Annotated in this window: 26 protein-coding genes; 7 read left to right on the forward strand and 19 right to left on the reverse strand. The window is 71.9% G+C overall.

Annotated features, from left to right (window positions below; translation table 11 throughout):
- Positions 1-509 precede the first annotated feature (509 nt).
- Positions 510-1103 carry an HAD family hydrolase gene (locus MTP10_RS26020; RefSeq protein WP_397334511.1) on the reverse strand — a complete coding sequence of 198 codons (594 nt, stop codon included), beginning with the start codon at positions 1101-1103 and terminating at the stop codon, positions 510-512.
- Positions 1104-1134: 31 nt separating this feature from the next.
- Here MTP10_RS26020 and MTP10_RS26025 point away from each other — a divergent pair, with 31 nt between their 5' ends.
- The gene (locus tag MTP10_RS26025) at positions 1135-2595 is read left to right on the forward strand and encodes a glycosyltransferase family 39 protein (protein WP_397334512.1); all 1461 of its coding nucleotides are present in this window, start codon (positions 1135-1137) and stop codon (positions 2593-2595) included.
- Between the two features lie 70 nt (positions 2596-2665).
- Here MTP10_RS26025 and tyrS read toward each other — a convergent pair whose 3' ends face one another.
- Entirely contained in the window at positions 2666-3931 is a 1266-nt protein-coding gene (gene tyrS, locus MTP10_RS26030; RefSeq protein ID WP_310712305.1) for a tyrosine--tRNA ligase, read from the reverse strand.
- A gap of 84 nt (positions 3932-4015) precedes the next feature.
- On the opposite strand from tyrS, the gene MTP10_RS26035 reads away from it, so the two are divergent.
- The gene (locus MTP10_RS26035; protein ID WP_310712306.1) at positions 4016-4417 is read left to right on the forward strand and encodes a PH domain-containing protein; all 402 of its coding nucleotides are present in this window, start codon (positions 4016-4018) and stop codon (positions 4415-4417) included.
- Here the strand turns inward: MTP10_RS26035 and MTP10_RS26040 are convergent.
- The 9 genes from MTP10_RS26040 to argC form a co-directional block, all read right to left on the reverse strand.
- Complete coding sequence (locus MTP10_RS26040) at positions 4357-5106, reverse strand: DNA-3-methyladenine glycosylase (RefSeq protein ID WP_310712307.1); 750 nt, start codon at positions 5104-5106, stop codon at positions 4357-4359. The genes MTP10_RS26035 and MTP10_RS26040 overlap by 61 nt on opposite strands.
- Complete coding sequence (gene argH / locus MTP10_RS26045) at positions 5088-6509, reverse strand: argininosuccinate lyase (RefSeq protein ID WP_310712456.1); 1422 nt, start codon at positions 6507-6509, stop codon at positions 5088-5090. The genes MTP10_RS26040 and argH overlap by 19 nt, the downstream gene beginning before the upstream one ends.
- 63 nt (positions 6510-6572) lie before the next feature.
- Entirely contained in the window at positions 6573-7772 is a 1200-nt protein-coding gene (locus MTP10_RS26050; RefSeq protein WP_310712308.1) for an argininosuccinate synthase, read from the reverse strand.
- A gap of 24 nt (positions 7773-7796) precedes the next feature.
- Positions 7797-8303, reverse strand: a complete 507-nt coding sequence (locus MTP10_RS26055; protein WP_310712309.1) for an arginine repressor — start codon at positions 8301-8303, stop codon at positions 7797-7799.
- A complete protein-coding gene (gene argF, locus MTP10_RS26060) occupies positions 8300-9220 on the reverse strand; it encodes an ornithine carbamoyltransferase (RefSeq protein ID WP_310712310.1) in 921 nt (306 codons plus the stop codon). The genes MTP10_RS26055 and argF overlap by 4 nt, the downstream gene beginning before the upstream one ends.
- Complete coding sequence (locus MTP10_RS26065) at positions 9217-10395, reverse strand: acetylornithine transaminase (RefSeq protein ID WP_310712311.1); 1179 nt, start codon at positions 10393-10395, stop codon at positions 9217-9219. The genes argF and MTP10_RS26065 overlap by 4 nt, the downstream gene beginning before the upstream one ends.
- On the reverse strand, positions 10388-11290 hold the full coding sequence (argB, locus tag MTP10_RS26070; protein WP_310712312.1) for an acetylglutamate kinase: 903 nt from the start codon (positions 11288-11290) through the stop codon (positions 10388-10390). The genes MTP10_RS26065 and argB overlap by 8 nt, the downstream gene beginning before the upstream one ends.
- Positions 11287-12438, reverse strand: a complete 1152-nt coding sequence (gene argJ / locus MTP10_RS26075; RefSeq protein WP_310712313.1) for a bifunctional glutamate N-acetyltransferase/amino-acid acetyltransferase ArgJ — start codon at positions 12436-12438, stop codon at positions 11287-11289. Before argJ ends, argB begins: the two co-directional genes overlap by 4 nt.
- Positions 12435-13457, reverse strand: a complete 1023-nt coding sequence (gene argC / locus MTP10_RS26080) for an N-acetyl-gamma-glutamyl-phosphate reductase (protein ID WP_397334516.1) — start codon at positions 13455-13457, stop codon at positions 12435-12437. Before argC ends, argJ begins: the two co-directional genes overlap by 4 nt.
- A 226-nt stretch (positions 13458-13683) precedes the next feature.
- Between argC and MTP10_RS26085 the strand changes: the two genes are divergently transcribed.
- The 4 genes from MTP10_RS26085 (at position 13684) to MTP10_RS26100 (ending at position 17779) form a co-directional block, all read left to right on the forward strand.
- Positions 13684-15345, forward strand: coding sequence for a class I adenylate-forming enzyme family protein (locus tag MTP10_RS26085; RefSeq protein WP_310712315.1), 1662 nt, complete (start codon positions 13684-13686; stop codon positions 15343-15345).
- A gap of 202 nt (positions 15346-15547) precedes the next feature.
- A complete protein-coding gene (locus tag MTP10_RS26090; RefSeq protein ID WP_310712316.1) occupies positions 15548-15961 on the forward strand; it encodes a hypothetical protein in 414 nt (137 codons plus the stop codon).
- A 53-nt stretch (positions 15962-16014) separates the two neighbouring features.
- Complete coding sequence (locus MTP10_RS26095) at positions 16015-16374, forward strand: nuclear transport factor 2 family protein (protein ID WP_310712317.1); 360 nt, start codon at positions 16015-16017, stop codon at positions 16372-16374.
- Between the two features lie 97 nt (positions 16375-16471).
- Entirely contained in the window at positions 16472-17779 is a 1308-nt protein-coding gene (locus tag MTP10_RS26100; protein ID WP_310712318.1) for an MFS transporter, read from the forward strand.
- A 6-nt stretch (positions 17780-17785) separates the two neighbouring features.
- Here MTP10_RS26100 and MTP10_RS26105 read toward each other — a convergent pair whose 3' ends face one another.
- A complete protein-coding gene (locus MTP10_RS26105; RefSeq protein WP_310712319.1) occupies positions 17786-18019 on the reverse strand; it encodes a hypothetical protein in 234 nt (77 codons plus the stop codon).
- Between the two features lie 87 nt (positions 18020-18106).
- Here MTP10_RS26105 and MTP10_RS26110 point away from each other — a divergent pair, with 87 nt between their 5' ends.
- The gene (locus MTP10_RS26110) at positions 18107-18709 is read left to right on the forward strand and encodes a Uma2 family endonuclease (RefSeq protein ID WP_310712320.1); all 603 of its coding nucleotides are present in this window, start codon (positions 18107-18109) and stop codon (positions 18707-18709) included.
- 54 nt (positions 18710-18763) lie between these two features.
- Here MTP10_RS26110 and MTP10_RS26115 read toward each other — a convergent pair whose 3' ends face one another.
- The 7 genes from MTP10_RS26115 to infC form a co-directional block, all read right to left on the reverse strand.
- On the reverse strand, positions 18764-21319 hold the full coding sequence (locus tag MTP10_RS26115) for a phenylalanine--tRNA ligase subunit beta (RefSeq protein ID WP_310712321.1): 2556 nt from the start codon (positions 21317-21319) through the stop codon (positions 18764-18766).
- The gene (gene pheS / locus MTP10_RS26120; RefSeq protein WP_310712457.1) at positions 21319-22359 is read right to left on the reverse strand and encodes a phenylalanine--tRNA ligase subunit alpha; all 1041 of its coding nucleotides are present in this window, start codon (positions 22357-22359) and stop codon (positions 21319-21321) included. The genes MTP10_RS26115 and pheS overlap by 1 nt, the downstream gene beginning before the upstream one ends.
- 129 nt (positions 22360-22488) lie before the next feature.
- Complete coding sequence (locus tag MTP10_RS26125) at positions 22489-23571, reverse strand: PAS domain-containing sensor histidine kinase (protein ID WP_310712322.1); 1083 nt, start codon at positions 23569-23571, stop codon at positions 22489-22491.
- Positions 23572-23773: 202 nt separating this feature from the next.
- Positions 23774-24577, reverse strand: coding sequence for an RNA methyltransferase (locus MTP10_RS26130; RefSeq protein WP_310712323.1), 804 nt, complete (start codon positions 24575-24577; stop codon positions 23774-23776).
- 179 nt (positions 24578-24756) lie between these two features.
- Positions 24757-25140 (reverse strand): 50S ribosomal protein L20, encoded by a 384-nt coding sequence (gene rplT / locus MTP10_RS26135; protein ID WP_310712324.1) that lies wholly within the window; start codon positions 25138-25140, stop codon positions 24757-24759.
- A 24-nt stretch (positions 25141-25164) separates the two neighbouring features.
- Positions 25165-25359, reverse strand: a complete 195-nt coding sequence (gene rpmI / locus MTP10_RS26140; protein ID WP_310712325.1) for a 50S ribosomal protein L35 — start codon at positions 25357-25359, stop codon at positions 25165-25167.
- A gap of 123 nt (positions 25360-25482) precedes the next feature.
- The gene (infC, locus tag MTP10_RS26145; RefSeq protein WP_355447114.1) at positions 25483-26088 is read right to left on the reverse strand and encodes a translation initiation factor IF-3; all 606 of its coding nucleotides are present in this window, start codon (positions 26086-26088) and stop codon (positions 25483-25485) included.
- Positions 26089-26218 lie beyond the last annotated feature (130 nt).

Genomic DNA, 26218 nt, shown 5'->3' on the forward strand with positions numbered 1-26218 from the left:
AGGTCTGAACCTAACTGAAAAAAGGAATCCGTCACCGAAATGACGGGGTTGTGCATCATGCACTGGCTTTTAACACACTGTTGAGTTCTCAAGAAACGGACGCGTACTCCCCAGAACTGCGAGAGGCACAAACTCCGTATCGCTATCTTATCAGGCTTTCCGATCCGGTGTCAAACTCCAGATCGTGATGTTCTGCTAAGTTTCGCCGCCCCGTCTCTGGGGCAACCCGTCTAACTTACCGTGTCACTCTGGCCGTGTCGAATCAACCGGTTTTCCAGTGATGTGGACACACCCAGAACGACCCGGACCCGCACGTGACATGTCACGCCGGCCGAGTGGCTCGCTTTGAAGGGTTTTGCCTGGGGCCCGGCCGCCATCTGGCGTCCGGCTCACTCCCGGGCGGAGACAAAGACTAGGTCGACATCCACCACTCGTCAAATCTCACCACGCCCCGGCGCGCCTCCTGGCCGCCGTACCAGCTCTGACCTGCGCCGGCTCAGCCACGGGGATCAGAAGCGCGCCGTCAGGGCGCGTACCTGGTCCGCGGAGAGGAACAGCTCCGCCGCCATGCCGGCCTCGCGCGCCGCCACCACGTTCGCCTCGTTGTCGTCGAAGAAGAGCACGTCCGACGGGGACACCCCCATCCTGTCCGCGCAGATCTCGTACGCCCGCGGGTCGGGCTTGGCCACCCCGATCCGGCATGAGAACGTCAGCGCCGCGAACCTCCCCAGCCACGACCCGTGCCGCGTCTCCCACACCGGCACCAGGTCCTCGATGATGTTGGACAGGAGCCCGAGCCTGCGCCCCTCGTCGGCGAGCTCGCACACCAGCCCGACCATCTCCTCGTCCACCTGGGACCAGCTCTCCAGGTCGGCCCGCAGCAGCGCCGGCACGTCGGCGAACCGGGTCCCCAGGTGACCGGCCACCGTCTCCCAGTACGCAACGCCCTCCTGGCCCGCGTCGTAGGCGGGACGGCAGGCCCAGTACGCCCGCCAGAAGTGCTCCGCCGGCACACCTGCCAGCTCGACCAGGCGTTCCCTGGCCGCCTCGGTCTGGGTCCGTGCGATCACGCCGTACAGGTCGAATACGATCACTTCAGGCATGCCTCCGAGCCTATGCGCGTATTCTGCCCCGGTGACGAGCGCCACCCTTGCCCCGAATCCCCCATATGCCCCGGCGGTTTCCGGCGCCCGCTGGTGGAAGGCATGGGCGATGGGCGTGGTGGCCGGGGTGGCGGCGCTCAGCGGATCCGGCACGTCCTCCCTGAACGGCGACGAGCTGGCCACGATCAGCGCGGCCTCCCGCTCCCTGGCGGGACTGTGGGAGCTGGCCCGGCACATCGACGGGCATTTCCTGCCGTACTACCTGTTCATGCATTTCTGGACCCTGATCGGCACGGCGGAGCTGTGGCTCCGGCTGCCGTCCGCGCTGGCGATCGTGGTGGCTGCGGGCCTGCTCGCCGACCTGGGGCGGCGGCTGCACAGCGGCCGGGCCGGGGTGACGGCGGCGGCGGTGTTCGCCGTGCTGCCCTCCGTGTCGTACTACGGGGCGTTCGCGCGGCCGTACGCGTTCGCGGCCGCGGCCGTGGTGTTCTCGCTGTGGACCCTCCACCGCCTCACGGGAACGCCGCGCCGGGGCGGGTGGGTGCTGTACGGGGTGTCGGTCGCGTTCGTGTGCTCGACGCACCTGTTCGCCGTGCTGACGCTGCCCGCGCACCTGCCGGTCCTGCTCGCGGCGCTGTCCCGCCGTGAGCTGCTGACCCGGGCCGCGCCGGCGATGGTCGCCGGCTGCGTTCCCGCGCTGGTGCTCGGCCTGGTCGGGTACGGCGAGCGACACGCGGTGAGCTGGATCCAGGAGCGTGGGCCGGAGGTGCTGCTGAAGTTCCCCAAGATGGTGACGGGGGCGGAGACGGCCGGGGTGATCCTGTTCGCCGTGGCGCTCGCCGGTGCGGCAACACTGTGGCCGCGTGACCGTGCCTGGTCGGGGACGCTGGCGGCCTGGCTCATGGCGCCGCCGCTGCTGCTGCTCACCGTGTCGCTGCTCATCACGCCGTTGTACGTGGACCGGTACCTGTTCGTCACGGCCCCGGCCCTGGCACTGCTGGCGGCGCTGGCCGTGGCGGCGGTCCGGCCTCCCGTCGCGGCCGCGGCGGCGGGCTGCCTGCTGGTGGCGGTCACGGCGGTCGCGGGACTGGACCGGCACACGGAGCTGCGCTCCGCCAACGGGAGGTTCGAGGACTTCCCGGGCGCGGTCCGGCGGGTCGCGGCGCGGGAGGGCGACGCGATCGTGTTCGGGCAGAGCTCGGTGCGCGCCGGTTTCGACTACTACGCGCCTTCGGGTCCGGCGGCGGACGTGCTGCGGCTGGGCGACGCCCCGCAGGCGGACGGGTTCGGGTTCCCCGAGCGCTCGGACGTCGCCGGGGCGCTGCGGGACCGGCGACGCGTCTGGGTGGTGTGGCGCGGCGCCAAGGCGGCGGGCGGGAACCTGCCGAGAGTGAAGGCCGTCGAGGAGGCCGGGTTCGAGCGGGCGTCGGCCTGGCACTCGGCCGAGCTGCCGGGCCTGACCGTGGCGCTGTTCGCCCGGTCCCGGCGCTGACCGCACGAGTCCGGGCACGCGCGCGGGCCCTCCCCGTGAGGAGAGTGCCCGCGGCGAACGAACGGGTGCGTCAGCCGACGACGACGCCGCCGACCGACTTCTTGCCGCGCCGCAGCACCAGGAACCGCCCGTGGAGCAGGTCCTCGGCCGCCGGCACGTACGACTCGTCGGTGATCTTGACGTTGTTGAGGTACGCCCCGCCCTCCTTGACCGCACGGCGGGCGGCGGACTTGGACTCCACCAGCCCGCTCTCGGCCATGAGGTCGACCAGCGGCGCCCCGAGCGCCGGCACGACGGCCTTGGGCACCTCGGCCAGCGCGGCCTCCAGCGTCGCGGCGGGCAGCTCCTCCAGCGAGCCCTGGCCGAACAGCGCCTTGGACGCCGCGACGACGGCCGCGAGCTCGTCGGCGCCGTGGACCATCGTGGTGAGGTCCTCGGCCAGCGTGCGCTGCGCCTCCCGGGCGAACGGCCGATCGGCCACGGACTTCTCCAGCTCGTCGATCTCCTCGCGCGTGCGGAAGGTGAACACCTTGAGCAGGCGGACCACGTCGCGGTCGTCGGCGTTGAGCCAGTACTGGTAGAAGGCGTACGGCGAGGTGAGCGCCGGGTCGAGCCACACGGCGCCGCCCGCGGTCTTGCCGAACTTGGTGCCGTCGGCCTTGGTGATGAGCTTGCCGGTGAGCGCGTGGACGTGGGCGCCCTCGACGCGGCGGATCAGGTCGACGCCGGCGGTGATGTTGCCCCACTGGTCGCTGCCGCCGACCTGCAGGGTGCAGGCGTGCCGGCGGTACAGCTCCAGGTAGTCGTTGGACTGCAGGATCTGGTAGCTGAACTCGGTGTAGCTGAGCCCGTCGCCGCCGAGCCGGCTCGCCACGGAGTCGCGGGCCAGCATGCGGTTGATCGGGAAATGCTTGCCGACGTCACGCAGGAAGTCGATGGCCGACAGCTCGGCGGTCCAGTCGAGGTTGCTGACGAGCGCGGCGGCGGTGGGGCCGGGCTCGAAGGAGAGGAACTTCTCCACCTGCACCCGGATCTTGCTCACCCACTCGGCGACGACCTCGGTGGTGTTGAGCACCCGCTCGGTGCTGCGGCCGCTGGGGTCGCCGATCAGGCCCGTCGCCCCGCCGACCAGCCCGATCGGCCGGTGGCCGGCCTGCTGGAACCGGGTGAGGATCAGCAGGGTCGCCAGGTTGCCCATGTGCAGGGACGGGGCGGTCGGGTCGAAGCCGGCATAGACCGTGATCGGACCCTTCGACAGCGACTCGCGCAGGGCCGCGATGTCGGTGGTCTGCGCGAGGACGTCGCGCCATTCGAGCTCGTCCAGAATGTCGGTCACGGTGCTGGCTTTCCGATAGACGGTGGATGGTTACAGCCTGCCCGATCGTGGCCTCACCCCGCCACTTGGATACGCTCGGCAACCATGTGGAGGGTCCGTCGCGAGCTGGCCGTTTCGAAGATCTTAGGGGCTCTGGGGTGCGCGGGTCTCGCCGTCTTCTGGTACCTGAACGGAGACCTGCGCGGGGTGCTCCTGGCGGTGCCGGCGGCGCTTCTCGTGGGCGCCATGGGGCTGCGGGACGTGCTCGTGCCCGTGCGGCTGTCGGTCGCGGAGGACGGGATCACGGTGGTGCACGGGTTCGCGGGGCGGCGGCACGTGCCGTGGGAGGACATCCGGGACGTCAAGGTGGACGTGCGCCGCAGGTACGGCCTGCGCAGCGAGATGCTGGAGATCGACACCGGCGACCATCTGCACCTCCTCAGCGCTCACGAGCTGGGCGTCTCTCCCACCGAGGTGGCGGCGGCGCTGCGGCGGCGCGGCACGTGAGCCCGGTACGGCGACACGGTCGGGTCGCCGTCGATCCAGAACCTCCACGGCGTGTCCTTGGCCGTGGAGATCCCGGTGCGCGGGCCTGACCTGATCGTCTCCGGCTCGGGCGGTGCCCCCTTCAGCACGGCGGCGGCCCCGGCGGGCACACCGGTCAGGCCGGCCGGGACGGCGTGGCCGCTCGCGCCCCCGCGTATCGCGTCGAGCCCGTTGTGCTCGCGCAGCAGGCCGAGGGCGGTGGCCAGGCGCGCGGGGCCCCGGGCGAGGTCGCGGTCGGGGACCCGGCGTGGCGCCGCGGCGGGGGCGCGGCCGTTGCCGGAGCGCCGCAGCCGGGCCAGCTCGTGCCCGGCCACGATCTCCCCTGCGCGCAGCAGCACGGCCGACCCGTGGCCCTCCGGCAGGCACACCAGGTTGGCGCAGAAGTGCATGCCGTAGGTGAAGTACACGTACAGGTGGCCCGGCGGCCCGAACATCACCGCGTTGCGGGGCGTCCTGCCCCGGTAGGTGTGGGCGGCCGGGTCCTCGCCCGGCCCGCCGTACGCCTCGACCTCCGTGAGCCGCACCGCGACCGTTCCGTCGGCGCCGCCGTGGACGAGAACGCGCCCGAGCAGGTCGGGCGCCACCTCGTGGGACGGCCGGTCGAAGAACGAGCGCGGCAGCGGCGCGGAGGTCAGGAGCCCGCCGCCCACGCCGCCTGGGCGTCGACGGCCTCGCGCAGCGCGGAGAGCTGGTCGCGCACGCGGTCGGGGGCGGTGCCGCCGTGGGCCTTGCGCGCGGCCAGCGCGCCGGGCACGTTGAGCACGTCGCGGACGTCGGGCGTCAGGTGCTCCGACACCTTGATCAGCTCCTCGTCGGTGAGGTCGCCCAGGTCCTTGTCGTAGGACTGGCAGTAGACGACCAGGTGGCCGACGGCCTCGTGCGCCTCGCGGAAGGCGACGCCACGCCGTACGAGCAGCTCGGCAAGGTCGGTGGCCAGGGCGAACCCGTCGGGCGCCGACGCCTGGAGCCGGGCGGTGTTGACCCGCATGGTGGCGACCAGGCCGGCCATCGCGGGCAGGACGAGCAGGAGGGTGTCGACGGCGTCGAAGACCGGCTCCTTGTCCTCCTGCAGGTCGCGGTTGTAGGTGAGCGGCAGGCCCTTGAGGGTGGTCAGCAGCGACATGAGGTTGCCGATGAGGCGCCCGGACTTGCCGCGGGCCAGCTCGGCCACGTCGGGGTTCTTCTTCTGCGGCATGATCGACGAGCCGGTGGAGTAGGCGTCGTCCATCTCGATCCAGCGGAACTCCTGCGAGGCCCAGAGCACGATCTCCTCGCCGAGCCTGGACAGGTGCACGCCGATCATGGCGGCGTCGAAGAGGAACTCGGCGGCGAAGTCGCGGTCGGACACGGCGTCCATCGAGTTGGGCGCTGCGCTGTCGAAGCCCAGCTCGGCGGCCACCGCCTGCGGGTCGAGCGGCAGCGACGAGCCGGCCAGCGCGCCCGCGCCGAGGGGCGAGACCGCGGCCCGCCTGTCCCAGTCGGTGATCCGGTCGATGTCACGGGCGAAGGCGTGGACGTGGGCGAGCAGCTGGTGGCCGAAGGACACCGGCTGGGCGTGCTGCAGGTGCGTCATGCCGGGCGCGGCCGTGTCGGCGTGCTGCTCGGCCTGCTCCATCAGCGCCGTCTCCAGCTCCACCAGCCGGGAGACGACGGTGCGCGCGTGGTCGCGCAGGTAGAGGCGCAGGTCGGTGGCGATCTGGTCGTTGCGGCTGCGGCCGGCGCGCAGCTTGCCGCCGAGCGAGCCGAGCCGCTCCAGCAGGCCGCGCTCCAGCGCGGTGTGCACGTCCTCGTCGGCGACCGTCGGCCGGAACTCGCCGGCCTTGCAGGCGCGCTCCAGGTCGTCCAGCGCGCCGATCATGCGGTCGAGCTCCTGGTCGTCCAGCAGCCCGGCGCGGTTGAGCACGCGGGCGTGCGCGCGGGACGCCGCCAGGTCGTACGGCACGAGCCGCCAGTCGAAGTGCACGCTCACCGACAACCGGGTCAGCGCGTCGGCCGGACCCCCCTCGAAGCGTCCGCCCCACAGCCGCATCGGCTTCGCCTCACTCACCGTCATCTCCTCCTGGTCAACTTTCATGGTCGCGCCGGTGCGGGATCACCTGGGCGACCATAGTGCACGTCAGCCATGCCTGGCGTTCCGGGCCGCCGCGATCTTCGCGGGCAGGCTGAAGAGCTGGACGAAGCCCCTGGCGAGGGACTGGTCGAAGCTGTCACCGGTGTCGTAGGTGGCCAGCGAGAAATCGTACAGCGAGTCGTCGGAGCGCCGGCCGGTGACGGTGGCGCGCCCGCCGTGCAGGGTCATGCGGATCTCGCCGGAGACGTGCCGCTGGGCGTCGTCGATGAACGCGTCGAGGGCGTGCTTGAGCGGGGAGAACCACAGTCCGTCGTAGACGAGCTCGCTCCACCGCTGGTCGACGCCGCGCTTGAAGCGGGCCAGGTCGCGCTCGACGGTGACGTTCTCCAGCTCCATGTGGGCGGTGATCAGCGCGATGGCGCCGGGCGCCTCGTACACCTCGCGGGACTTGATGCCGACGAGGCGGTCCTCGACCATGTCGATGCGGCCGACGCCCTGCGCGCCGGCGCGCCTGTTGAGCTCCTCGATCACCTGGTACGGGGTCAGGGAGCGGCCGTCGAGCTTGACCGGGACGCCCTGCTCGAAGGTGATGACGACCTCGTCGGGGTCGCGCGGGACGGACGGGTCGGCGGTGTAGGCGTAGACGTCCTCGCTCGGACCGTTCCAGATGTCCTCCAGGAAGCCGGTCTCGACGGCGCGGCCCCAGAGGTTCTGGTCGATCGAGAAGGGGTTCTTCTTGGTGGTCTCGATCGGCAGGCCCTTCTGCTCGGCGAACTCGATCGCCTTGTCGCGGGTCCAGGCGAAGTCGCGGGCCGGGGCGACGACGCGCAGGTCGGGAGCGAGGGCGGCCAGGCCGGCCTCGAAGCGGACCTGGTCGTTGCCCTTGCCGGTGCAGCCGTGGGAGACGACCGTGCCGCCGAACCGCTTGGCCGCCGAGACGAGGTGCTTGACGATGAGCGGCCGCGACAGCGACGACAGCAGCGGGTAGCGGTCCATGTAGAGGGCGTTGGCGCGCAGGGCCGGCACGCAGAAGTCGGCGGCGAACTCCTCCTTGGCGTCCACCACGACCGACTCCACGGCGCCGCAGTCCAGGGCGCGCTTCTGGATGGCCTCCATGTCCTCGCCGCCCTGGCCGAGGTCCACCGCGACGGCGACGACCTCCGCGTCCATCTTCTCGGCGAGGAACGGGATGGCCACGGAGGTGTCCAGACCTCCGGAGAACGCGAGAACAACTCTCTCGGACATGATCGGAAAACCTCTCAGAGTGGGTCAGGCACGGCGGTCGGCGACCTTGAGCAGGGCCTCGGCCACCGTCCCGCCGCCCTGCGGGTCGCGGCTGATGACGAGGATCGTGTCGTCACCGGCGACCGTGCCCAGGATGGACTCCCAGTCGGCGTGGTCGATGGCGGAGGCCAGGAACTGCGCGGCCCCGGGCGGGGTGCGGACGATGACCAGGTTGGCGGACGCCTCGGCCGAGACCAGGAGCTCCTCGGCGATGCGGTGCAACCGCGCCGCGGGCGACTCCCCGGTGCCGAGCCGGGCCAGCGGGATCCGGCCGCCGCCCTCGCCGGGCAGCGCGTAGACCAGCGAGCCGTCCTCGGCGCGCAGCTTGAGCGCGCCCAGCTCGTCGAGGTCGCGCGACAGCGTGGCCTGGGTGACCTCGACGCCGCTCTCGGCGAGCAGTTTGGCCAGCTCGGGCTGGGAGCGCACCGCCTGCCGTTCGAGCAGGTCGGTGATCTTCGCCTGGCGGGCCACCTTGGTCATCGGGATGGTCATGCCGAGGTCACCAACCAGTGCAGGAGCGCCTTCTGGGCGTGCAGGCGGTTCTCGGCCTGGTCCCACACGGCGCTGCGCGGCCCGTCGAGGACGTCCTCGGTGATCTCGTAGCCGCGGTAGGCGGGCAGGCAGTGCAGCACGATCACGTCGTCGGCGGCGTGCTCCAGCAGCTCGGCGTTCACCTGGTACGGCATGAGCGCGGCCACCCGCTCCTCCTTGCCGTCCTGCCCCATGGACACCCAGGTGTCGGTGGCGACGATGTGCGCCCCGGCGACCGCGGCGGCCGGGTCGGACGTCACCAGGACCGAGCCGCCGGTGCCGGCGGCGACGGCGGCGGCCCGGTCGAGGACGGCGGCGTCGGGCTGGTAGCCGGCCGGGGCGCCGATGCGCACGTGCATGCCGGCGGTGGCGCCGCCCAGCAGGTAGGAGTTGGCCATGTTGTTGGCGCCGTCGCCGAGGTAGGCGAGCGTGAGCCCGGCCGTGCGGCCGAAGCGCTCGCGGACCGTCTGCAGGTCGGCGAGGATCTGGCAGGGGTGGTACTCGTCGGTGAGGGCGTTGACCACGGGGACGCCGGAGGCGGAGGCCATGGCGTCGATCCGCTCCTGGCCGGAGGTGCGCCACACGATCGCGGCGACCTGGCGCTCCAGCACGCGGGCGGTGTCCTCGATCGGCTCGCCGCGGCCCATCTGGGAGGATCCGCCGTCGATGACGAGCGGCAGCCCGCCCAGCTCGCCGACGCCCACGGCGAACGACACGCGGGTCCGGGTGGACGGCTTGTCGAACAGCACGGCGACGGTCTTCGGGCCCTCGAACGGGCGGTGGCCGTAGCGGTCCTTCTTCATGGCTTCGGCCAGGTCGAGCACCTCCGCCTGCTCGGCGGGCGTGAGGTCGTCGTCCCGCAGGAAGTGCCGGGTCACGGGGTCGCCTCCGTCAGGATCGCGGGGAACGCGGACACGAGCGCGTCGATCTCCTCGCCCGTGACGACCAGCGGCGGGGCGAGCCGTACGGCGTCGGGCTGCAGGGCGTTGACGAGGAAGCCGGCGCGCGCGGCGGCCTCCTGGACGCGGGGCGCGGCGGGCTGCTCCAGCACGGCGGCCAGCCACAGGCCGCGGCCCCGCACCCCCTTGAGCAGGGGGTGGTCGATCGACTCCAGGCCGTCGCGCAGCCGGCGGGCGGCCCACCGGACGTGGTCGAGGTCGACGTTGTCGAGGACGGCCAGGGCGGCGGCGCACGCGACGGGGTTGCCGCCGAAGGTGGAGCCGTGGTCGCCCTTCTCGAACAGCGTGCCGGCCTCGCCGAAGCCGACGCAGGCGCCGATCGGCAGGCCGCCGCCGAGGCCCTTGGCGAGGGTGAGGATGTCGGGGGTGAAACCGTCGGCCTGGTGGGCGAACCAGTGGCCGGTCCGGCCGATCGCGGACTGGATCTCGTCCGCGACGAGCAGCGCTCCGGTGGCGTCGCAGATCTCGCGGGCCGCCGCCAGGTAGCCGTCGGGCGGCGGGACGACGCCGGCCTCACCCTGGGTGGGCTCCAGGAAGACGGCGATGGTGTCGCCGTTCACGGCCTCCTTGAGCGCGTCGGCGTCGCCGTAGGGGACGAAGCGGACGTCCACCGGGAACGGGCCGAACTGGTCGCGGATGGCCTTCTTGCCGGTCAGCGACAGGGCGCCGATGGTGCGGCCGTGGAAGCCGTTCTCGGCGGCGACGAAGTGGGTGCGGCCCTCGCGCCGGCCGTACTTGAGGGCGAGCTTGTAGGCCGCCTCGTTGGCCTCGGTGCCGGAGTTGGCGAAGAAGACACGGGCGGGCGCGTCCAGCAGCTCCAGGAGCCGCTCGGCGAGCAGCACCTCGGGCTCGTGCAGGAACAGGTTGCTGGTGTGGGCGAGCGTCGCCACCTGGCGGGTGACCGCCTCGACCAGCGCCGGATGAGCGTGGCCGAGGGAGGTGACCGCGATGCCGCCGATGAAGTCGAGGTACTCCTTGCCGTCCACGTCCCACACGCGGGTGCCCTCGCCGCGGGCCAGCGCGACCGGCGGCACGCCGTAGTTGGGCATGAACGCCCGCTCGAACCTGTCGTACAGGCTGGGCCGGTCACTCATCGGGCATCACCATGGTTCCGATTCCTTCGTCGGTGAAGATCTCCAGCAGCAGCGCATGGGGGACCCGGCCGTCGAGGACGTGCGCCTGCGGCACTCCTCCCCGCACCGCGGCCAGGCACGCCTCCATCTTGGGCACCATGCCGCTGGACAGGCTGGGCAACAGGTCTTCCAGCTCCGCCGCGTTCAGCTTGTCGATCACGTCGGTGTCGTCGGGCCAGTTGGCGTAAAGGCCCTCGACGTCGGTGAGGACGATGAGCTTGTCGGCGCCGAGCGCGACGGCGAGCGCGGCGGCCGCGGTGTCGGCGTTGACGTTGTAGACCTCGCCGTTCTCACCGCGCGCGATGCTGGAGACGACCGGGACGCGACCGTCGTCGATGAGCGCGCTCACCGCGCCGGGCTCGACCCGGACGATGTCGCCGACCTGGCCGATGTCGACGGGCTCGCCGTCGACGATGGCGTGCTTGCGCTCGGCGGTGAACAGGTGGGCGTCCTCGCCGGACAGGCCGACCGCGAACGGGCCGTGCCGGTTGATCAGGCCGACCACGTCGCGGTTGACCTGGCCGACCAGCACCATCCGGACCACCCGCATGGCCTCGGGCGTGGTGACCCTGAGCCCCGCGGTGAAGGTGGACTCGATGCCGAGCCGGTCGAGGTGCTCGCTGATCTGGGGGCCGCCGCCGTGGACGACGACCGGCCGCAGCCCGGCGTGGCGCAGGAAGACGACGTCCTCGGCGAAGCCGGCCTTGAGCGTTTCCTCGGCCATCGCGTTGCCGCCGTACTTGATGACGACGGTCGCGCCGTGGAAGCGGGTCAGCCAGGGCAGCGCCTCGATGAGGGTGCCCACCTTGGCGTACGCGCCGTTGGCGCGTGCCGTGGCGAGCGAGGAGCCGGTCATGAGGAGTACGCCGAGTTCTCGTGGACGTACGCGGCGGTCAGGTCCGTGGTGTGGACGGTCGCCGACTGGGTGCCCGCCGACAGGTCGACCGTGATCGTCACGTCGCGGGGGCGCATGTCCACCTTGGAGCGGTCGTCGCCGACGGCGCCGCCGCGGCAGATCCAGATGCCGTTGATGGCCACGTTGACCCGGTCGGGCTCGAACACGGCGCGGGTGGTGCCGACGGCGGCGAGCACGCGGCCCCAGTTGGGGTCCTCGCCGTGGACGGCGCACTTGAGCAGGTTGGAGCGGGCGACGGCGCGGCCGACGGTGACGGCGTCGTCCTCGGAGGCGGCGCCGACGACCTCGATGGCGATGGCCTTGGTGGCGCCCTCGGCGTCCACGAGGAGCTGCCTGGCCAGGTCGGCGCAGACCTCGGTGACCTTCTGCTCGAACTCCGCCAGGTCGGGCACGACGCCGGACGCGCCGCTGGCCAGCAGCAGCACGGTGTCGTTGGTGGACATGCAGCCGTCGGTGTCGAGCCGGTCGAAGGTGCGGGAGGTGGCCCGGCGCAGCACGGCGTCGAGCTGGCCGCTGGTCAGATCGGCGTCGGTGGTGATCACGCACAGCATGGTGGCCAGGGCCGGGGCGAGCATGCCGGCGCCCTTGGCCATGCCGCCGACCATGTAGCCGTCGGCCCGCTTGAACGAGATCTTGGAGACGGTGTCGGTGGTGCGGATGGCGTCCGCCGCGGCCAGGCCGCCGTCGCGGGAGAGCTGGGAGGCGGCCTGCTCCACGCCGGGCAGCAGGGCGTCCATCGGCAGCCGCTCGCCGATCAGGCCGGTGGAGCAGACGGCGATCTCGCCGGCGGAGTCGCCGAGCGTCTCGGCCGCCTTCTCGGCGGTGGCGTGGGTGTCCTGGAAGCCCTCGGGGCCGGTGCAGGCGTTGGCGCCGCCGGAGTTGAGGACGACCGCCCGCACCCTGCCGCCGCGCAGGACCTGCTCCGACCACAGCACGGGGGCGGCCTTCACGCGGTTGGCGGTGAAGACGCCGGCGGCGGCGCGGCTGGGCCCGTCGTTGACGACGAGGGCGAGGTCGCGGGCGGCTCCGGACTTGATGCCGGCGGCGACGCCCGCGGCCCGGAAGCCGAGGGGGGCGGTGACGCTCATGGGGCGACTCCTGTCGTGGGGAGACCGAGCTCTTCCGGCAGGCCGAGCGCGAGGTTGGCGCTCTGGAGCGCTCCTCCGGCCGTGCCCTTGGTGAGGTTGTCGATGGCGATGACGGCGATGAGGCGGCCGGCGCGCTCGTCGAGCGTCACCTGCACGGCCGCGGTGTTGGCGCCGTAGGTCATGGAGGTGGCGGGCCAGACGCCCTCCGGCAGGAGCCGCACGAACGGCTCGGTGGCCAGGGCGCTCTCGTAGGCGTCGCGGACGGCCGCGCGGGTGAGGCCGGGAGCGGCGGGGGCCGAGCAGGTGGCGAGGATGCCGCGGCTCATCGGGGCCAGCGTCGGGGTGAACGACACGCGCACCGGTGTGCCGGCGACGGCCGACAGGCCCTGCTCCATCTCGGGGGTGTGGCGGTGCACGCCGCCCACGCCGTACGCGCTGACCGAGCCCATGACCTCGCTGCCGAGCAGGTGGGGCTTGAGCGACCTGCCGGCGCCGCTGGTGCCGCTGGCGGCCACCACGACGACGTCGGGCTCGGCCAGGCCGGCGGCGAAGGCGGGGAACAGGGCGAGCAGGACGGAGGTGGGGTAGCAGCCGGGGACGGCGACGCGGCGGGCGCTCTTGAGCAGCTCGCGCCGGCCGGGCAGCTCGGGCAGGCCGTAGGGCCAGGTGCCGGCGTGCTCGCCGCCGTAGAACTCCTGCCAGGCGGCCGGGTCGGAGATCCGGTGGTCGGCGCCGCAGTCGACCACGAGCGTGTCGTCGCCCAGCTCCGCGGCGACGGCCGCGGAGTGGCCGTGCGGCAGCGCCAGGAAGACGACGTCGTGACCGGCGAGCGCCTCGGTGGTGGTCTCCTCGATGACCCGGCCGGCCAGCGGCGCGAGGTGCGGCTGGTGCACGCCGAGCGGGCTGCCGGCGCTGGAGGCCGCGGTCAGCGCGCCGATCTCGAGCTCGGGGTGGCCGAGCAGCAGCCGGAGCAGCTCGCCTCCCGCGTAGCCGCTGGCTCCCGCGACCGCCGCCCTCATCCTGACCTCCACGCTTGCATAGTCATGCATGATACCTCATGTCCTTGCTAGGAGAAATGATGCACGGCACGGCAAGAACATGCAAGTCGGAAGGGGTACGGCACGCCGCCGGGCCGGGTGTTCCCGCTGGGCAAGGGGCGAACGGAATGTTGCTCTAGCGGACCGTACCTACCGGTCGGTACTGTGAGGCTTCCGGACCAGCCGTCTCATCGCGGGAGTCTTGCGCATGACGCTCACGCATGCCCAGGTCGAAGCCCAGCTCACCGGGCCCGGCCAGCTGTTCGAGGTGGAGGAGATCGGACACACCGGGGTGCGCACCTGGAAGCACGCGCCCGCCCACTTCCGAGCCCTGCTCGACATCAGCCGCTTCCACGGCGACAAGGTGTTCCTCGTCTACGAGGACGAGCACATCACCTTCGAGGAGCACTACCGGCGGGTGGCGACGCTGGCCACCCGGCTCGTGGAGGACTACGGGGTCGGCAAGGGCGACCGGGTGGCCGTGGCCATGCGCAACTACCCCGAATGGGTCATCGCCTTCTCCGCCGTGCTCGCCGCCGGCGGCATCGCCGTGCCGTTGAACGCGTGGTGGACCGAGCCCGAGCTGGCCTACGGCGTCTCCGACTCGGGCGCCAAGGTGCTGATCGCCGACGGTGAGCGCGCCGCCAGGCTGGCCTCGACCGGCCTGCCGCTCATCGTGGCCCGGGGAGAGGCGCCCCCCGGCGCCCGCACGCTCGCCGAGGTCATGGGCGAGCCCGGGCCCGACGCGCGGCTCCCGGACGTCGAGCTGTCGCCCGAGGACCCGGCCACGATCTTCTACACCTCCGGGACGACCGGCCGGCCCAAGGGCGCGCTCGGCAGCCACCGCAACCTCGGCCAGTCCCCCATGACCGTCGCCTACGGCCTCATGCGCGCGGTCGCCCTGGCCGGCAAGGACGTCTCCGAGGTCGCCGGCCAGCGACGGGTGACGCTGCTGACCGTGCCGCTGTTCCACGTCACGGGGTGCTTCTCGGCGCTGACCACCACGATGTTCAGCGGCGGCGGGCTGGTGCTCATGTACAAGTGGGATCCCGGGCAGGCGCTGCGGCTCATCGAGCGCGAGCGCGTCACCACCATGATCGGCGTGCCCACCAACGCCTGGCAGCTCATGTCGCATCCGGACTTCGGCGCGCACGACCTGTCCTCGCTCACCACCCTCGGGTACGGCGGCGCGCCGGCCCCGCCCAAGCTGCTGGAGCGCATCACCTCGAACCTCCCCCAGCGGGCCACCTCCAACGGCTACGGCATGACGGAGACGACCGCGCTGGCCATCGGCAACGGCGGCCCCGACTACCTGTCCCGGCCCGACAGCATCGGCCTGCCCTCGGCCGTGGTGGACGTGCGCGTGGTGGACCCGGCCGGCAAGGAGCTGCCGCGCGGCGAGGTGGGCGAGCTGTGCGTACGAGGGCCGAACGTCATCATGGGCTACTGGAACAAGCCCCGGGCGACCGCCGAGACGTTCGTCGACGGCTGGCTGCACACGGGCGACCTGGCCCGGATGGACGAGGAGGGCTTCGTCTACATCGTCGACCGGGCCAAGGACATGGTGATCCGGGGCGGGGAGAACGTCTACTGCGCCGAGGTCGAGGCCGCGCTGTTCGAGCACCCGGCCGTGGACGACGCGGCGGTGATCGGCGTCCCGCACGACGAGCTGGGCGAGGAGGTGGGCGCGGTGGTCCGCCTGACGCCCGGCGCCTCGGTCACCGACGGGGAGCTGCGGGAGTTCCTGGCCGGCCGGATCGCCAAGTTCAAGATCCCGGTGCACGTGTGGTTCCGGGAGGAGGAGCTGCCGCGCAATCCGGGCGGAAAGCTCCTCAAAACCCGCCTGCGCAGGGAGATCCTCGGTTCGTAGCGCTGTCACCCCCTCCCCCAGGCCGCCGGACACCCGTCCGGCGGCCTTTTTTCGCGCGCGTACGGGCAGGTCGGCGCGGAGATAGGCGCACGCATTACCTGAGGCGTAATCGCGGGACCCCCGCCCCCGATGACATCTTTTCGGTTGTCGGCACCGGGCACTCCGGCCGGACCGGCAGACAGACCGAAACCGAGAAGGAGCCATGATGACCGCCGTGACCGCCGTGACCGTCACCACCGACCGGGCCAAGTTCCTGCGCCTCGCGCTGGCCGCCGACGCGGCCGTCACCGGGGTCAACGGCCTCGCCTACCTGGCCGCCGCGGGGCCGCTGTCCGGGCTGCTCGGGCCGGACGCCGGCCTGCTGCGCGGGATCGGGGCCTTCCTCTTCGTGTACGCCGCGGCCGTCGGCGTGCTGGCGAGCCGCCGGACCGTCAGCGTCGCCGGCACCAGGGCGGCGATCGGGCTGAACCTGGCCTGGACCCTCGCCAGCCTGGTCGCCGCGGTCGAGGCGTCCGGGGAGTTCACGACGCCCGGCCTGGTCTGGACGGTCCTGCAGGCGCTCGTGGTCGCGGTCTTCGCCGAGCTGCAGATCATGGGCCTGCGCCGCCTCCGCTGATCCCCCCGCTTACCCCACATACACCGAAATTTCGTACGAAAGGTTGAACAATCATGAACGCTGAGCTGGTCGAGCGCTACGTCGCCGCCTGGAACGAGACCGACGCCGCCGCCCGCGCCAAGGCCGTCGCCGAGCTGTGGACCGAGGAAGCCACCTACACCGACCCGCTGGCGCAGGTGCAGGGCCAGGACGCGATCGCCGCCGTGATCGAGGGCGCGCAGGGCATGTTCCCCGGCCTCGTCTTCAGCGCCGGAGAGGTGTTCGACGCCCACAACAACGTCGCCCGCTTCACCTGGCACCTGGGCCCCGAGGGCGGGGAGCCGGTGGCCGTCGGGTTCGACGTGGTGGAGCTGGCCGAGGACGGCAGGATCGCCCGGGTGCTCGGGTTCCTGGACAAGGTCCCCGGCGCGTGACCTTCCGCCGAACGGCCCCCGGGGTGTCCCCGGGGGCCGTTTCGCACACCGGAAAAGTGTTTGCGGCGCCCGTCCGCGAACCGGACAATCAGCGCCTGTGCCGTCACGACTCCGCCATCTGCTCCGCCGCCTCATGCCCGACCTGGGCCCGCTGCGCGACTCCCGCGACTACCGGCTGCTGACCGCCTCGGGCGTGGTGACCATGTTCGGCACGTTCATCACCGTCGTGGCGGTGCCGTACCAGATGAAGGAGCTGACCGGCTCCCCCATCGCGGTCGGGCTGGTGAGCCTCGCGGAGTTCGTGCCCATGGTGGTGTGCGGGCTGTGGGGCGGCGCGATCGCCGACGCCCTCGACAGGCGCAAGGTCATCCTGCTCGGGGAGCTGGGCCTCGCCGTGACCTCGGCGATGCTCATGGTCAACGCGCTGCTGCCCGACCCGCAGGTGTGGGTGCTGTACGTGGTGGGCGCGCTGTCGACGGGTATCGGCTCGCTGCAGCGGCCCAGCCTGGAGTCCCTGACGCCGCAGGTCGTGCGGCACGACCAGCTCGGCGCCGCCGCCGTCCTGCAGAGCCTGCGCTGGAACGTCGGCGCGATCGTCGCCCCGGCCCTCGGCGGCCTGCTCGTGACCTCGTTCGGCACGGCCACCGCGTACGCGGCCGACACCCTCAGCTTCGTCCTGTCGCTGCTGCTGCTCCGGCGGACCACCTCGCGCCCGCCGGCCGAGGACGCCGCTCCCGCGTCGCTGCGCTCGCTGGTCGAGGGCGTCCGCTACGCCGTGCGCCGGCGCGACCTCATGGGCACCTACCTCGTGGACATCGCGGCGATGGTGTTCGCCATGTCCACGGCGCTGTTCCCGTTCCTGGCCGACCAGCTCGGCGCGGCGCGGGCGCTCGGCCTGCTCTACTCGGCGGGGGCCGTGGGCGGACTGGTGGCCTCGCTCACGGGCGGCTGGACGTCGCGGGTCCACCGGCAGGGCCTCGGCGTGATCCTCGCGGCGGCCGTGTGGGGCGCCGCCGTGGCCCTGGCCTCGGTCGCCTCCAGCGTGTGGCTGGTGTTCGCCTGCCTGGCGCTGGCGGGGGCGGCCGACATGGTCAGCGGCATCTTCCGGATGACGATCTGGAACCAGACGATCCCGGAGGAGCTGCGCGGGCGGCTGGCGGGCATCGAGCTGCTCTCGTACGCCAGCGGCCCGATGCTGGGCAACGCGCGCGCCGGGCTGATGGCCGGCTGGGGCGGGGCGAGGTTCTCGCTCGGGGCGGGCGGGCTGCTGTGCGTGGCGGCGGTCGCGGGTCTCGCCGCGGCGCTGCCCGGCTTTCGGAGGTACGACGCGCGCACGGACGAGCACGCGCTGGCCGAGAAGGCGCGCCGCGAGCAGCGCCAGGTCACCGAGGCCGGCACGGCCTGACCGGCGTCATCCGCTCTCGCGCCACCCGTCGTACTCCTCCACGAGGGCGTCGACCCGGGCCAGGTGCGCGCCGTCGAGCCCTTCGGCGACGACGAGCCACTGCGCGTCCTCGGCGTCGTCCTCCCCGGCCAGCGTCTCCCGTACGACGCGGGGCGTGCCGAGCTCGGGGAACCACTCGCCCAGCGTCTCCGCGACCTCCTCGGCATCGTCCCGCTCGGCGAACACCAGCAACTGCCTCATGACACCGCATTGTGCCGCAGATCTATCAAACGCCGCGTGTTGCTGGGTTTACTTACCGTGAACGCGCTAGCTTGTTACCGTAGGACCATGACGGCAGAAGCGGTGAGCCTGGAGATGGAACCACCTTCGCTACCCGACTGGATCACTCCGCCGCGGGGAGGCTTCAAGGCCGAAGACCTCGATCACATTCCGGATTTGCCTGCGCACACAGAGTTGATTGATGGAAGCTTGGTCTTCGTGAGCCCCCAGCGAGACTTCCACACCTCGATGCTGTTTCTGCTCCACAGCGAACTGCGCAGAGCAGCCCCGGCTGACTGTCGAGTGCGCCGGGAGATGAGCGTCATTCTGGGGCCGGAGCAGCGTCCGGAGCCGGACCTCATCGTCATTCCCAGCGCAGTCACGCAGCTCGACGCCACCTTCTACTACGGCAAGGACGTCATACTCGCCGTCGAGGTGGTATCACCGGAGTCGAGGGCACGTGACCGTGAGCGCAAGCCGGTTCTCTACGCTAAGGCCGGAATCCCGCACTTCTGGCGGGTCGAGGAGGCCAAGGAGAAGCCGATCGTCTACGTCTACGAGTTCGACAAGGTCACCGACTCGTATGTCGCCACCGGAATCTTTCGCGACCGGCTCAAGCTGACCGTCCCGTTCGACATCGACATCGACCTCACCGAGATCGAGCGGATCTGACGCGCACGACGAAGGGCCCGGTACCTCCGTACCGGGCCCTTCGCATGCGGATCGTCAGGCGCCGCGGAGCTGGGCCCCCACGCGGTCGGCCGCCAGCGCCACCGCCGCGTCACGCGCCGCCGTCGTCTCCTCGACCGTCAGCGTGCGGTCCTGGGCGCGGAAGCGCAGCGTGTACGCCAGGGACTTGTTGCCCTCGCCCACCTGCTCACCCGTGTAGACGTCGAACAGCCGGATCGACTCCAGCAGCTCCCCCGCCCCGTCACGCAGCGCCGTGGCCACGTCGGCCTCCGGCGTGAAGTCGGGGACGATGAGCGCCACGTCCTGCGTCGCGACCGGGTAGGCCGACACCCTGGGGGCGTCCACCGGGCCGGGCAGGGCGGACTCCAGCCGGGACAGCTCCAGCTCCATGGCCGAGGTGCGCGGCGGCAGGCCGTACGCCTCGATGACGCGCGGGTGCAGCTCGCCGGCGTGGCCGACGAGCGTGTCACCCACGTAGAGGGCCGCGCAGCGGCCCGGGTGCCACGGCTCGTGCTGGTCGGCGACGACCGACAGCTCGATTCCGGCCTCGGCGGCGACGAGCCGGGCGGCCTGCACCGCGTCGGCCCAGCACTCCTGGCGCCCGTGCCCCCACCATCCGGACCGCTCGAACTCGCCGGCCAGCACGACCGCGACGCGGCGCGGCTGATCGGGCAGGGCAGCCTCGATCTCGGCCAGCTCCTCCTCCGTCGGCCTGCGCTCCACGCCGGGCGTCGGAGCGGTGTCCGGGCCGTCCTCGCGCGGCCGGTACACCGAGCCGGACTCGAACAGGGCCACGTCGGTGAAGCCGCGCCCCACGTTGCGGGCCAGCGTCTTGAGCAGGCCCGGCAGCAGCGTGGTGCGCAGCAGCGGCTCGTCGTCGGCCAGCGGGTTGACCAGCCGCGCGGCCCGGCGGCGGGCGTCGTCGGCCGGAAGCTGCAGGCGGTCGAAGTCGCTCTCGCCGATGAACGGGTAGGCCAGCACCTCGACGTACCCGGCGGCGGCCAGGGTCCGGCCGACGCGCCTGCGCAGCCGCTGTCCCTCGGTCAGCCCGGCCCCCGCGGGGGCCTTGGGCAGGACCGACGGCAGGTGCTCGTAGCCCTCCAGGCGGATGACCTCTTCGGCCAGGTCGTTCGGGTCGGTGAGGTCGGGCCGCCAGGACGGGGGCGTCACCGTGATCATGTCGGGGCCGCTGACGGCGAGCCTGGCCGCCAGCTCGCCGCCGGTCACCACGCCGGTCGGGTCGACGGCGCCCCTGCGCACGGCCGGCTCGTCGCCGTCGGTCACGGTGCAGCCGATCTGCTCCAGCCGGTGGACGACGGTCTCCTTGGTGTACGGGACACCGGCGACGACACCGGGGTAGCCGGCCGGGATGGCGATGCGCGGCGGCTCCGCCTCGGTCTCGGCGTGGGTGACCGCGTGGCCCGCGGTGCCGCCGCCCAGCTCGGCGAGGAGCCGTACGGCCCGCCACGACGCGGCCAGCGGCAGCTCGCGGTCGACGCCGCGCTCGAACCGCTTGGACGCCTCCGACACCAGCTTGTGCCGGCGCGACTCGCGGGAGATGCCGGTGGCCGAGAAGTGGGCCGCCTCGATGACGATGTCGGTCGTGGTGTCGGAGATCTCGCTGTCCAGGCCGCCCATCGTGCCGGCCATCGACAGCGGGCCCGCCTGGTCGGTGATGAGGATGTCGTCGGGGTCGAGGTCGCGGACCACGTGGTCGAGCGTCTCCAGCCGCTCGCCGGGCAGCGCCCGCCGTACGACGATCTCCCCGGTCAGCTTGGCCCGGTCGAAGGCGTGCAGCGGCTGGCCGAGCTCCAGCATGACGTAGTTGGTGACGTCGACGGCCAGCGACACCGGCCGCATGCCGGCGCGCGCCAGCCGTACGCGCATCCACAGCGGACTCTGCGCGGCCGGGTCGAAGCCGGTGACCTCGCGCAGCACGAACCGGTCGCAGGAGGACGGGTCGGCGATCGAGGCCGGCCAGGCCGTGCCCTCGGCCGGGGGCGGCTCGACCGCGGCGGGGTCGCGGAACGGCACGCCGAACGCGATCGCCGCCTCGCGGGCCACGCCCCTGATCGACAACGCGTAGCCGATGTCGGGGGTGATCTCCAGCTCGATGACGTCGTCGCGCAGGCCGAGCAGCTCCACCACGTCGGCGCCGACCGGGGTGTCGGCCGGCAGCACCATGATGCCGCCGTGGTCCTCGGTCAGGCCCAGCTCGCGCTCGGAGCAGATCATGCCCTCGGACATGCGCCCGTACGTCTTGCGCGCGCCGACCTCGAACCCGCCGGGCAACACGCCGCCCGGCAGCACGACCGGCACCCGGTCGCCGACGGCGAAGTTGGTGGCGCCGCAGACGATCTCGCGCGGCGTCGCCTCGCCCGTCTCGACCTTGCAGTGCCGGATCGGCTTCTTGAAGCCGGTCAGCTCCTCGATCTCCAGGACCTCGCCGACGACGACGTTCTTGACGTCGTGGCCGTAGGAGGCGATGGACTCGAGCTTGAGGCCGGCCGCGGTGAGCCGGTCGGCCACCTCGTGCGCCGTGACCGCGGGAAGATCGACATACTCCCGCAGCCAGGAGAGCGGGACCCTCATCAGATCTCCATTCCGAACGGGAGCGTGAAGCGCACGTCTCCCTCGACCATGTCGCGCATGTCCTCGGCGTTGTGGCGGAACATCAGCGTCCGCTCGATGCCCATGCCGAACGCGAACCCCGAATATCTCGACGGGTCGACCCCGCAGGAGACCAGCACGCGCGGGTTGACCATGCCGCAGCCGCCCCACTCGATCCAGCCCTCGGACTTGCAGGTGCGGCACGGCGGGTTGCCGGGCACCGCCGAGGCGCCGCGACAGACGAAGCACTTGAGGTCCATCTCGGCCGACGGCTCGGTGAACGGGAAGTAGTTCGGCCGGAACCGGGTCGTGATGCCCTCGCCGAACATGACCTCGGCGAAGCGGTCGAGCGTGCCCTTGAGATGGGCCATCGTCAGGCCCTCGTCCACGGCCAGCCCCTCCACCTGGTGGAAGACCGGGGTGTGGGTGGCGTCGAGCTCGTCGGTGCGGAACACCTTGCCCGGCGAGATCACGTACACGGGCAGCTCACGCTGGAGCAGCGCGCGGATCTGCACCGGGGAGGTCTGGGTGCGCAGCACCATGCCGGAGCCGGCGGAGCCGACGAAGAACGTGTCGTGCTCGGAGCGCGCCGGGTGGTCCTGGGCGATGTTGAGGGCGTCGAAGTTGAACCACTCGCCCTCCAGCTCGGGGCCCTCGGCCACCTCGTAGCCCATCGCGACGAACGTGTCGGCGATGCGCTCCTGCATGGTCGTCAGCGGGTGGCGGGCGCCGCGCGGCCGCCTGTCCCACGGGAGGGTGACGTCGACGGCCTCCTCGACGAGCACGCGCGCGTCACGCTCGGCCTCCAGCTCGGCCTGGCGGGTCGCGAGGGCCTGGCCGATCGCCTTGCGAGCCGTGCCGACGCGCTTGCCGGCCTCGGCGCGGGCCGCCGGGGGCAGCGCGCCGATCTCACGGTTGGCCAGGGCGATGGGCGAGCGGTCACCCGCGTGCGCGAGGCGGGCCTGCTTGAGGGCTTCGAGGCTGCCGGCCGACTTGATGGCGTCGAGGGCCTCGGCCTCCATGCGGGACACCTCGTCGGCATGCAACGGTGTCACCTCGACGGGGTCGTAGTCAGACAAGAGTGAGCTCCGTATCCAGGGCTTGAGCGGTCAAGAGTCTAACGGTGGCGGGCCCACCGGCCGACTCGCGCGTCAGGCGAAGTCGGGCGTGCCGGTGGGCACGGTAAATCGGAACTCCGCACCGCCCTCGGGCGCCCGCTGCACGGTGATCGTGCCGCCGTGCGCCTCGACCAGGCCCTTGACGATGAACAGGCCGAGCCCCGTGCCGCCGCGCCGGCGGCTGTTGCCGCGCCAGAACTGCCGGAAGACGCGCGGAGCCAGCTCGGGCGCGATGCCCTCGCCCTCGTCGCGCACCGACACGGCCACTCCCCATCCGACGGACTCGATGACGATGGTCACGGTGCCCCGGCCGTGGCGCACCGCGTTCTCCACCAGGTTACCGAGAATCTGGTCGATCTTGTCCTGGTCGAGCCACATCTCGGGCAGGTCGTCGCCCGCGACGAGGCGGAAGCGGTCCTCGGGCTCGCCGGCCGCCACCCGCCCGGCGACGGCGCGGCGCGCCCGCGCGGCCACGTCCACGACCTGGCGGCGCACCTCCAGCCGGCCGGACTCGATGCGGGACACGTCGAGCAGCTCGGTGATGAGCCGGGTCACGCGGTCGGCGTCGTTGTTGACGGTCTCCAGCATGACGCGCTTCTGCTCGTCGGTGAAGCGGGTCCACTTGGCCAGCAGCGTCGCGGTGAAGCCCTTGACGCTGGTCAGCGGCGAGCGCAGCTCGTGGGCGACGGTGGAGACCAGGTCGGCGCGGCTGCGCTCCAGCCTGGCGCGGGCCCCTCCGTCGCGTAACGTGATCGCGACCCGCGCGACGTCGCCGCCGCGGGCGGGCTCGCGGACCAGCCGGGCCGCGACGTGCAACTCCTGACCGCCGGGCAGGTGCAGCGGGCGCTCGGGGACCCGGGTGCGGGTGCGCAGCCCGCCCTGCGGGTCGAGGGCCTTCCACCACTCGCGCCCGTCGTGGTCGCGGAACGGGAAGACCTCGTCCATCTCCTTGCCGACCGCCCGCGCGGCGGGAACCCCGGTGAGCCGGACGGCCGCCCGGTTGACCGCCAGGACGCGGCCGAACCTGTCGGTCACGATGAGGCCGTCGGGGAGGTCGTCGATGGCGATCGAGCACGCGGGGACGATCCCCCGACCGCCGGTGTCCGCTCCGTGCACGACCTCGCCTCCTCCGCCTACAAGGCCGACAATAGCGGGTTTCCCGTCGCCTAGGGGACTCGCCGCGAGGCTCCCTATGGCAGGGGCGTGACCGCTTCATGCCATCGGCCGCGGCCACCGTCTCAAGCCGTCCCGCGCCCTTTCCCGCCGAGCGCGCTCAGGGTGAGCGCAGTCGCAGTGAGCGCACTCGGGTGGAGCGCTTTCAGGCCGTGCGTTGGGCACGGGCGGAGGCGTACAGGCAGACGGCGGCGGCGGTCGCCAGGTTGAGGCTCTCGGCCTGCCCGTAGATCGGCACCCGGACCACGTCGTCCGCCTGGGCCAGGATCTCCTCGGGCAGCCCCCACGCCTCGTTGCCGAAGATCCACGCGGTGGGGCCGGACAGGTCCACGTCGTCCAGGGTGTGCTTGCCCGCCCCGTCGGCCGCGAGGACCCGCAGGCCGCGCTCCTTGAGCCGCCGTACGGCGTCGGACACGGGCGCGCCGATCACGACCGGCAGGTGGAACAGGCTGCCGGCGCTCGCGCGCACGCACTTGCCGTTGTACGGGTCGACGGAGGCGTCGGTGAAGACCACGGAGTCGGCGCCGGCGGCGTCGGCCGCCCGCATGACGGTGCCGGCGTTGCCGGGGTCGCGTACGTGGGCGAGCACGGCCACCAGCCGCGGCTGCGCGGGCAGCGCCTCCTCCAGCGGCACGTGCACCAGCCGGCAGACGGCCAGCAGCCCCTGCGGGGTGACGGTCTGGGACAGCTCGGCCATGACCTCGCCGCTGGCGCGGTGGACCGGGATGCCGCGCGCGGCGGCCTCGCCGACGATCTCGGGGTGGCGCAGCTCGGCCTCGGCCGTCGTGAACAGCTCCACCGTCACGTCGTCGAGCCTGAGGGCCTCGCGCACCGCCTGCGGGCCCTCGGCCAGGAACTTGCGGTCCTGGTCGCGAAAGGCGCGCTTGGTCAGCCGCCGGGCCGCCTTCACGCGCGGCGACTTGACGTTGGTCAGCTCGGATCCCGCCATGCTCTCCCTGCTCCCCCTGCCTGTGGCCTGCTCGCGCCGCCGGTGACCGGCTCGGTCCGTCCGTGCGGACGACCCGCCGGTGTTACAACCCGTCCCCGCAGATGGCAAAGGGCCCACCGTGAGGTGGGCCCTCGGCTGGAGCCCGGGCCGGGCTCGTCACATCCCTCGGCTCGCGTCGCTCAGCTCGCGGCCGGAGCGTTCACGTTCGCCGGCAGCGCCTTCTTGGCGGCCTCGACGAGCGTGGCGAAGGTCTGGCTGTCGTTGACCGCGAGGTCGGCGAGGATCTTGCGGTCGACCTCGACGCCCGCCAGGCGCAGCCCCTGGATCAGGCGGTTGTAGGTCATGCCGTTCTGGCGGGCCGCAGCGTTGATGCGCTGGATCCACAGACGGCGGAAGGCGCCCTTGCGATCCTTACGGTCGCGGTAGGCGTAGGTCATCGAGTGGAGCATCTGCTCCTTGGCCTTGCGGTACAGCCGCGACCGCTGGCCACGGTAACCGGCCGCCCGCTCGAGGACGATCTTGCGCTTCTTCTTGGCGTTGAGCGCCCGCTTCACGCGTGCCATGTTTCTTCTCCCCGGGGGTTCGCGCTACTTGCCGAGCAGCTTCTTGATCTTCTTGGAATCGGCGTCGGAAAGGACGACCTCGTTCTTGAGACGGCGCGTCAGCGTGGACGACTTCCACTCGTTGTAGTGCGCGCGGTTGGCGCGGCGACGCTTGATCTTGCCCGTGCCGGTGAGCCGGAACCGCTTCTTCGCACCGCTGTGCGTCTTCATCTTCGGCATGTCGCCGTCTCTCCTCAATTCGGTCGTGCCGGTGGCCGGGCCGGTGCTGGCCGACCCGGTCGCGGCGTCTTCGTCATGCTGTGGCCGTTAGGGGTGCGCTGTAAGGCTAACCCCTACCAGGGGTCACGCTTCCTGTTCGGAAGGCTCCTCCTGGGCGGGAAGCTCCTCACCGTCACGCTGTGCCTTGGCGGCGGCCTTCTCGGCCTTGGCCTCGGCCTTCTTCTTGTGCGGGCCGAGCACCATGATCATGTTACGGCCGTCCTGCTTGGGCTGGGACTCCACGAAGCCGAGCTCCTGGACGTCCTCGGCCAGCCGCTGCAGCAGCCGGAAGCCGAGCTCCGGACGGGACTGCTCGCGACCACGGAACATGATCGTGACCTTGACCTTGTCCCCCGCCTTGAGGAACCGCACCACGTGACCCTTCTTGGTCTCGTAGTCGTGCGGGTCGATCTTCGGCCGGAGCTTGATCTCCTTGATGATCGTGTGCGCTTGGTTCTTGCGCGCCTCGCGCGCCTTCATCGCGGACTCGTACTTGAACTTGCCGTAGTCCATGAGCTTGCACACGGGCGGTCGAGCCGTCGCCGCGACCTCGACGAGGTCAAGGTCGGCTTCCTGGGCGAGCTTCAGCGCATCGTGAATGGACACGATGCCGACCTGCTCGCCGTTCGGGCCCACGAGGCGGACCTCGGGAACTCGGATACGCTCGTTGATGCGGGGCTCAGTGCTGATGGGGCCTCCTAGGTTTGCGATCCCTACGTGCTCGTCGTGCCGGAGAGCTTCACGCAGACGCGAAAAAGCCCCGCACGTCGCGCATGCGGGGCCACTGAGCTTTTCGGCGGCGTGGCCTCAAGCTCCCCGG

Source organism: Nonomuraea sp. 3-1Str, assembly GCF_031570565.1.
Lineage (GTDB): Bacteria > Actinomycetota > Actinomycetes > Streptosporangiales > Streptosporangiaceae > Nonomuraea.

Excerpts from the sequence above, each read along its gene's own strand:
- MTP10_RS26050 (WP_310712308.1), bottom strand. The coding sequence starts at position 7,772 with ATGTCCGAGAGAGTTGTTCTCGCGTTCTCCGGAGGTCTGGACACCTCC.
- MTP10_RS26055 (WP_310712309.1), bottom strand. The coding sequence starts at position 8,303 with ATGACCATCCCGATGACCAAGGTGGCCCGCCAGGCGAAGATCACCGAC.
- argB (WP_310712312.1), bottom strand. The coding sequence starts at position 11,290 with ATGACCGGCTCCTCGCTCGCCACGGCACGCGCCAACGGCGCGTACGCC.
- MTP10_RS26110 (WP_310712320.1), top strand. The coding sequence starts at position 18,107 with ATGACGGCAGAAGCGGTGAGCCTGGAGATGGAACCACCTTCGCTACCC.
- MTP10_RS26115 (WP_310712321.1), bottom strand. The coding sequence starts at position 21,319 with ATGAGGGTCCCGCTCTCCTGGCTGCGGGAGTATGTCGATCTTCCCGCG.
- MTP10_RS26105 (WP_310712319.1), bottom strand. The coding sequence starts at position 18,019 with ATGAGGCAGTTGCTGGTGTTCGCCGAGCGGGACGATGCCGAGGAGGTC.
- MTP10_RS26130 (WP_310712323.1), bottom strand. The coding sequence starts at position 24,577 with ATGGCGGGATCCGAGCTGACCAACGTCAAGTCGCCGCGCGTGAAGGCG.
- rplT (WP_310712324.1), bottom strand. The coding sequence starts at position 25,140 with ATGGCACGCGTGAAGCGGGCGCTCAACGCCAAGAAGAAGCGCAAGATC.
- MTP10_RS26085 (WP_310712315.1), top strand. The coding sequence starts at position 13,684 with ATGACGCTCACGCATGCCCAGGTCGAAGCCCAGCTCACCGGGCCCGGC.
- MTP10_RS26065 (WP_310712311.1), bottom strand. The coding sequence starts at position 10,395 with ATGAGTGACCGGCCCAGCCTGTACGACAGGTTCGAGCGGGCGTTCATG.
- argJ (WP_310712313.1), bottom strand. The coding sequence starts at position 12,438 with ATGAGCGTCACCGCCCCCCTCGGCTTCCGGGCCGCGGGCGTCGCCGCC.
- MTP10_RS26095 (WP_310712317.1), top strand. The coding sequence starts at position 16,015 with ATGAACGCTGAGCTGGTCGAGCGCTACGTCGCCGCCTGGAACGAGACC.
- MTP10_RS26090 (WP_310712316.1), top strand. The coding sequence starts at position 15,548 with ATGATGACCGCCGTGACCGCCGTGACCGTCACCACCGACCGGGCCAAG.
- pheS (WP_310712457.1), bottom strand. The coding sequence starts at position 22,359 with ATGGAGGCCGAGGCCCTCGACGCCATCAAGTCGGCCGGCAGCCTCGAA.
- argH (WP_310712456.1), bottom strand. The coding sequence starts at position 6,509 with ATGACGGTGAGTGAGGCGAAGCCGATGCGGCTGTGGGGCGGACGCTTC.
- argC (WP_397334516.1), bottom strand. The coding sequence starts at position 13,457 with ATGAGGGCGGCGGTCGCGGGAGCCAGCGGCTACGCGGGAGGCGAGCTG.
- rpmI (WP_310712325.1), bottom strand. The coding sequence starts at position 25,359 with ATGCCGAAGATGAAGACGCACAGCGGTGCGAAGAAGCGGTTCCGGCTC.
- MTP10_RS26035 (WP_310712306.1), top strand. The coding sequence starts at position 4,016 with ATGTGGAGGGTCCGTCGCGAGCTGGCCGTTTCGAAGATCTTAGGGGCT.
- MTP10_RS26020 (WP_397334511.1), bottom strand. The coding sequence starts at position 1,103 with ATGCCTGAAGTGATCGTATTCGACCTGTACGGCGTGATCGCACGGACC.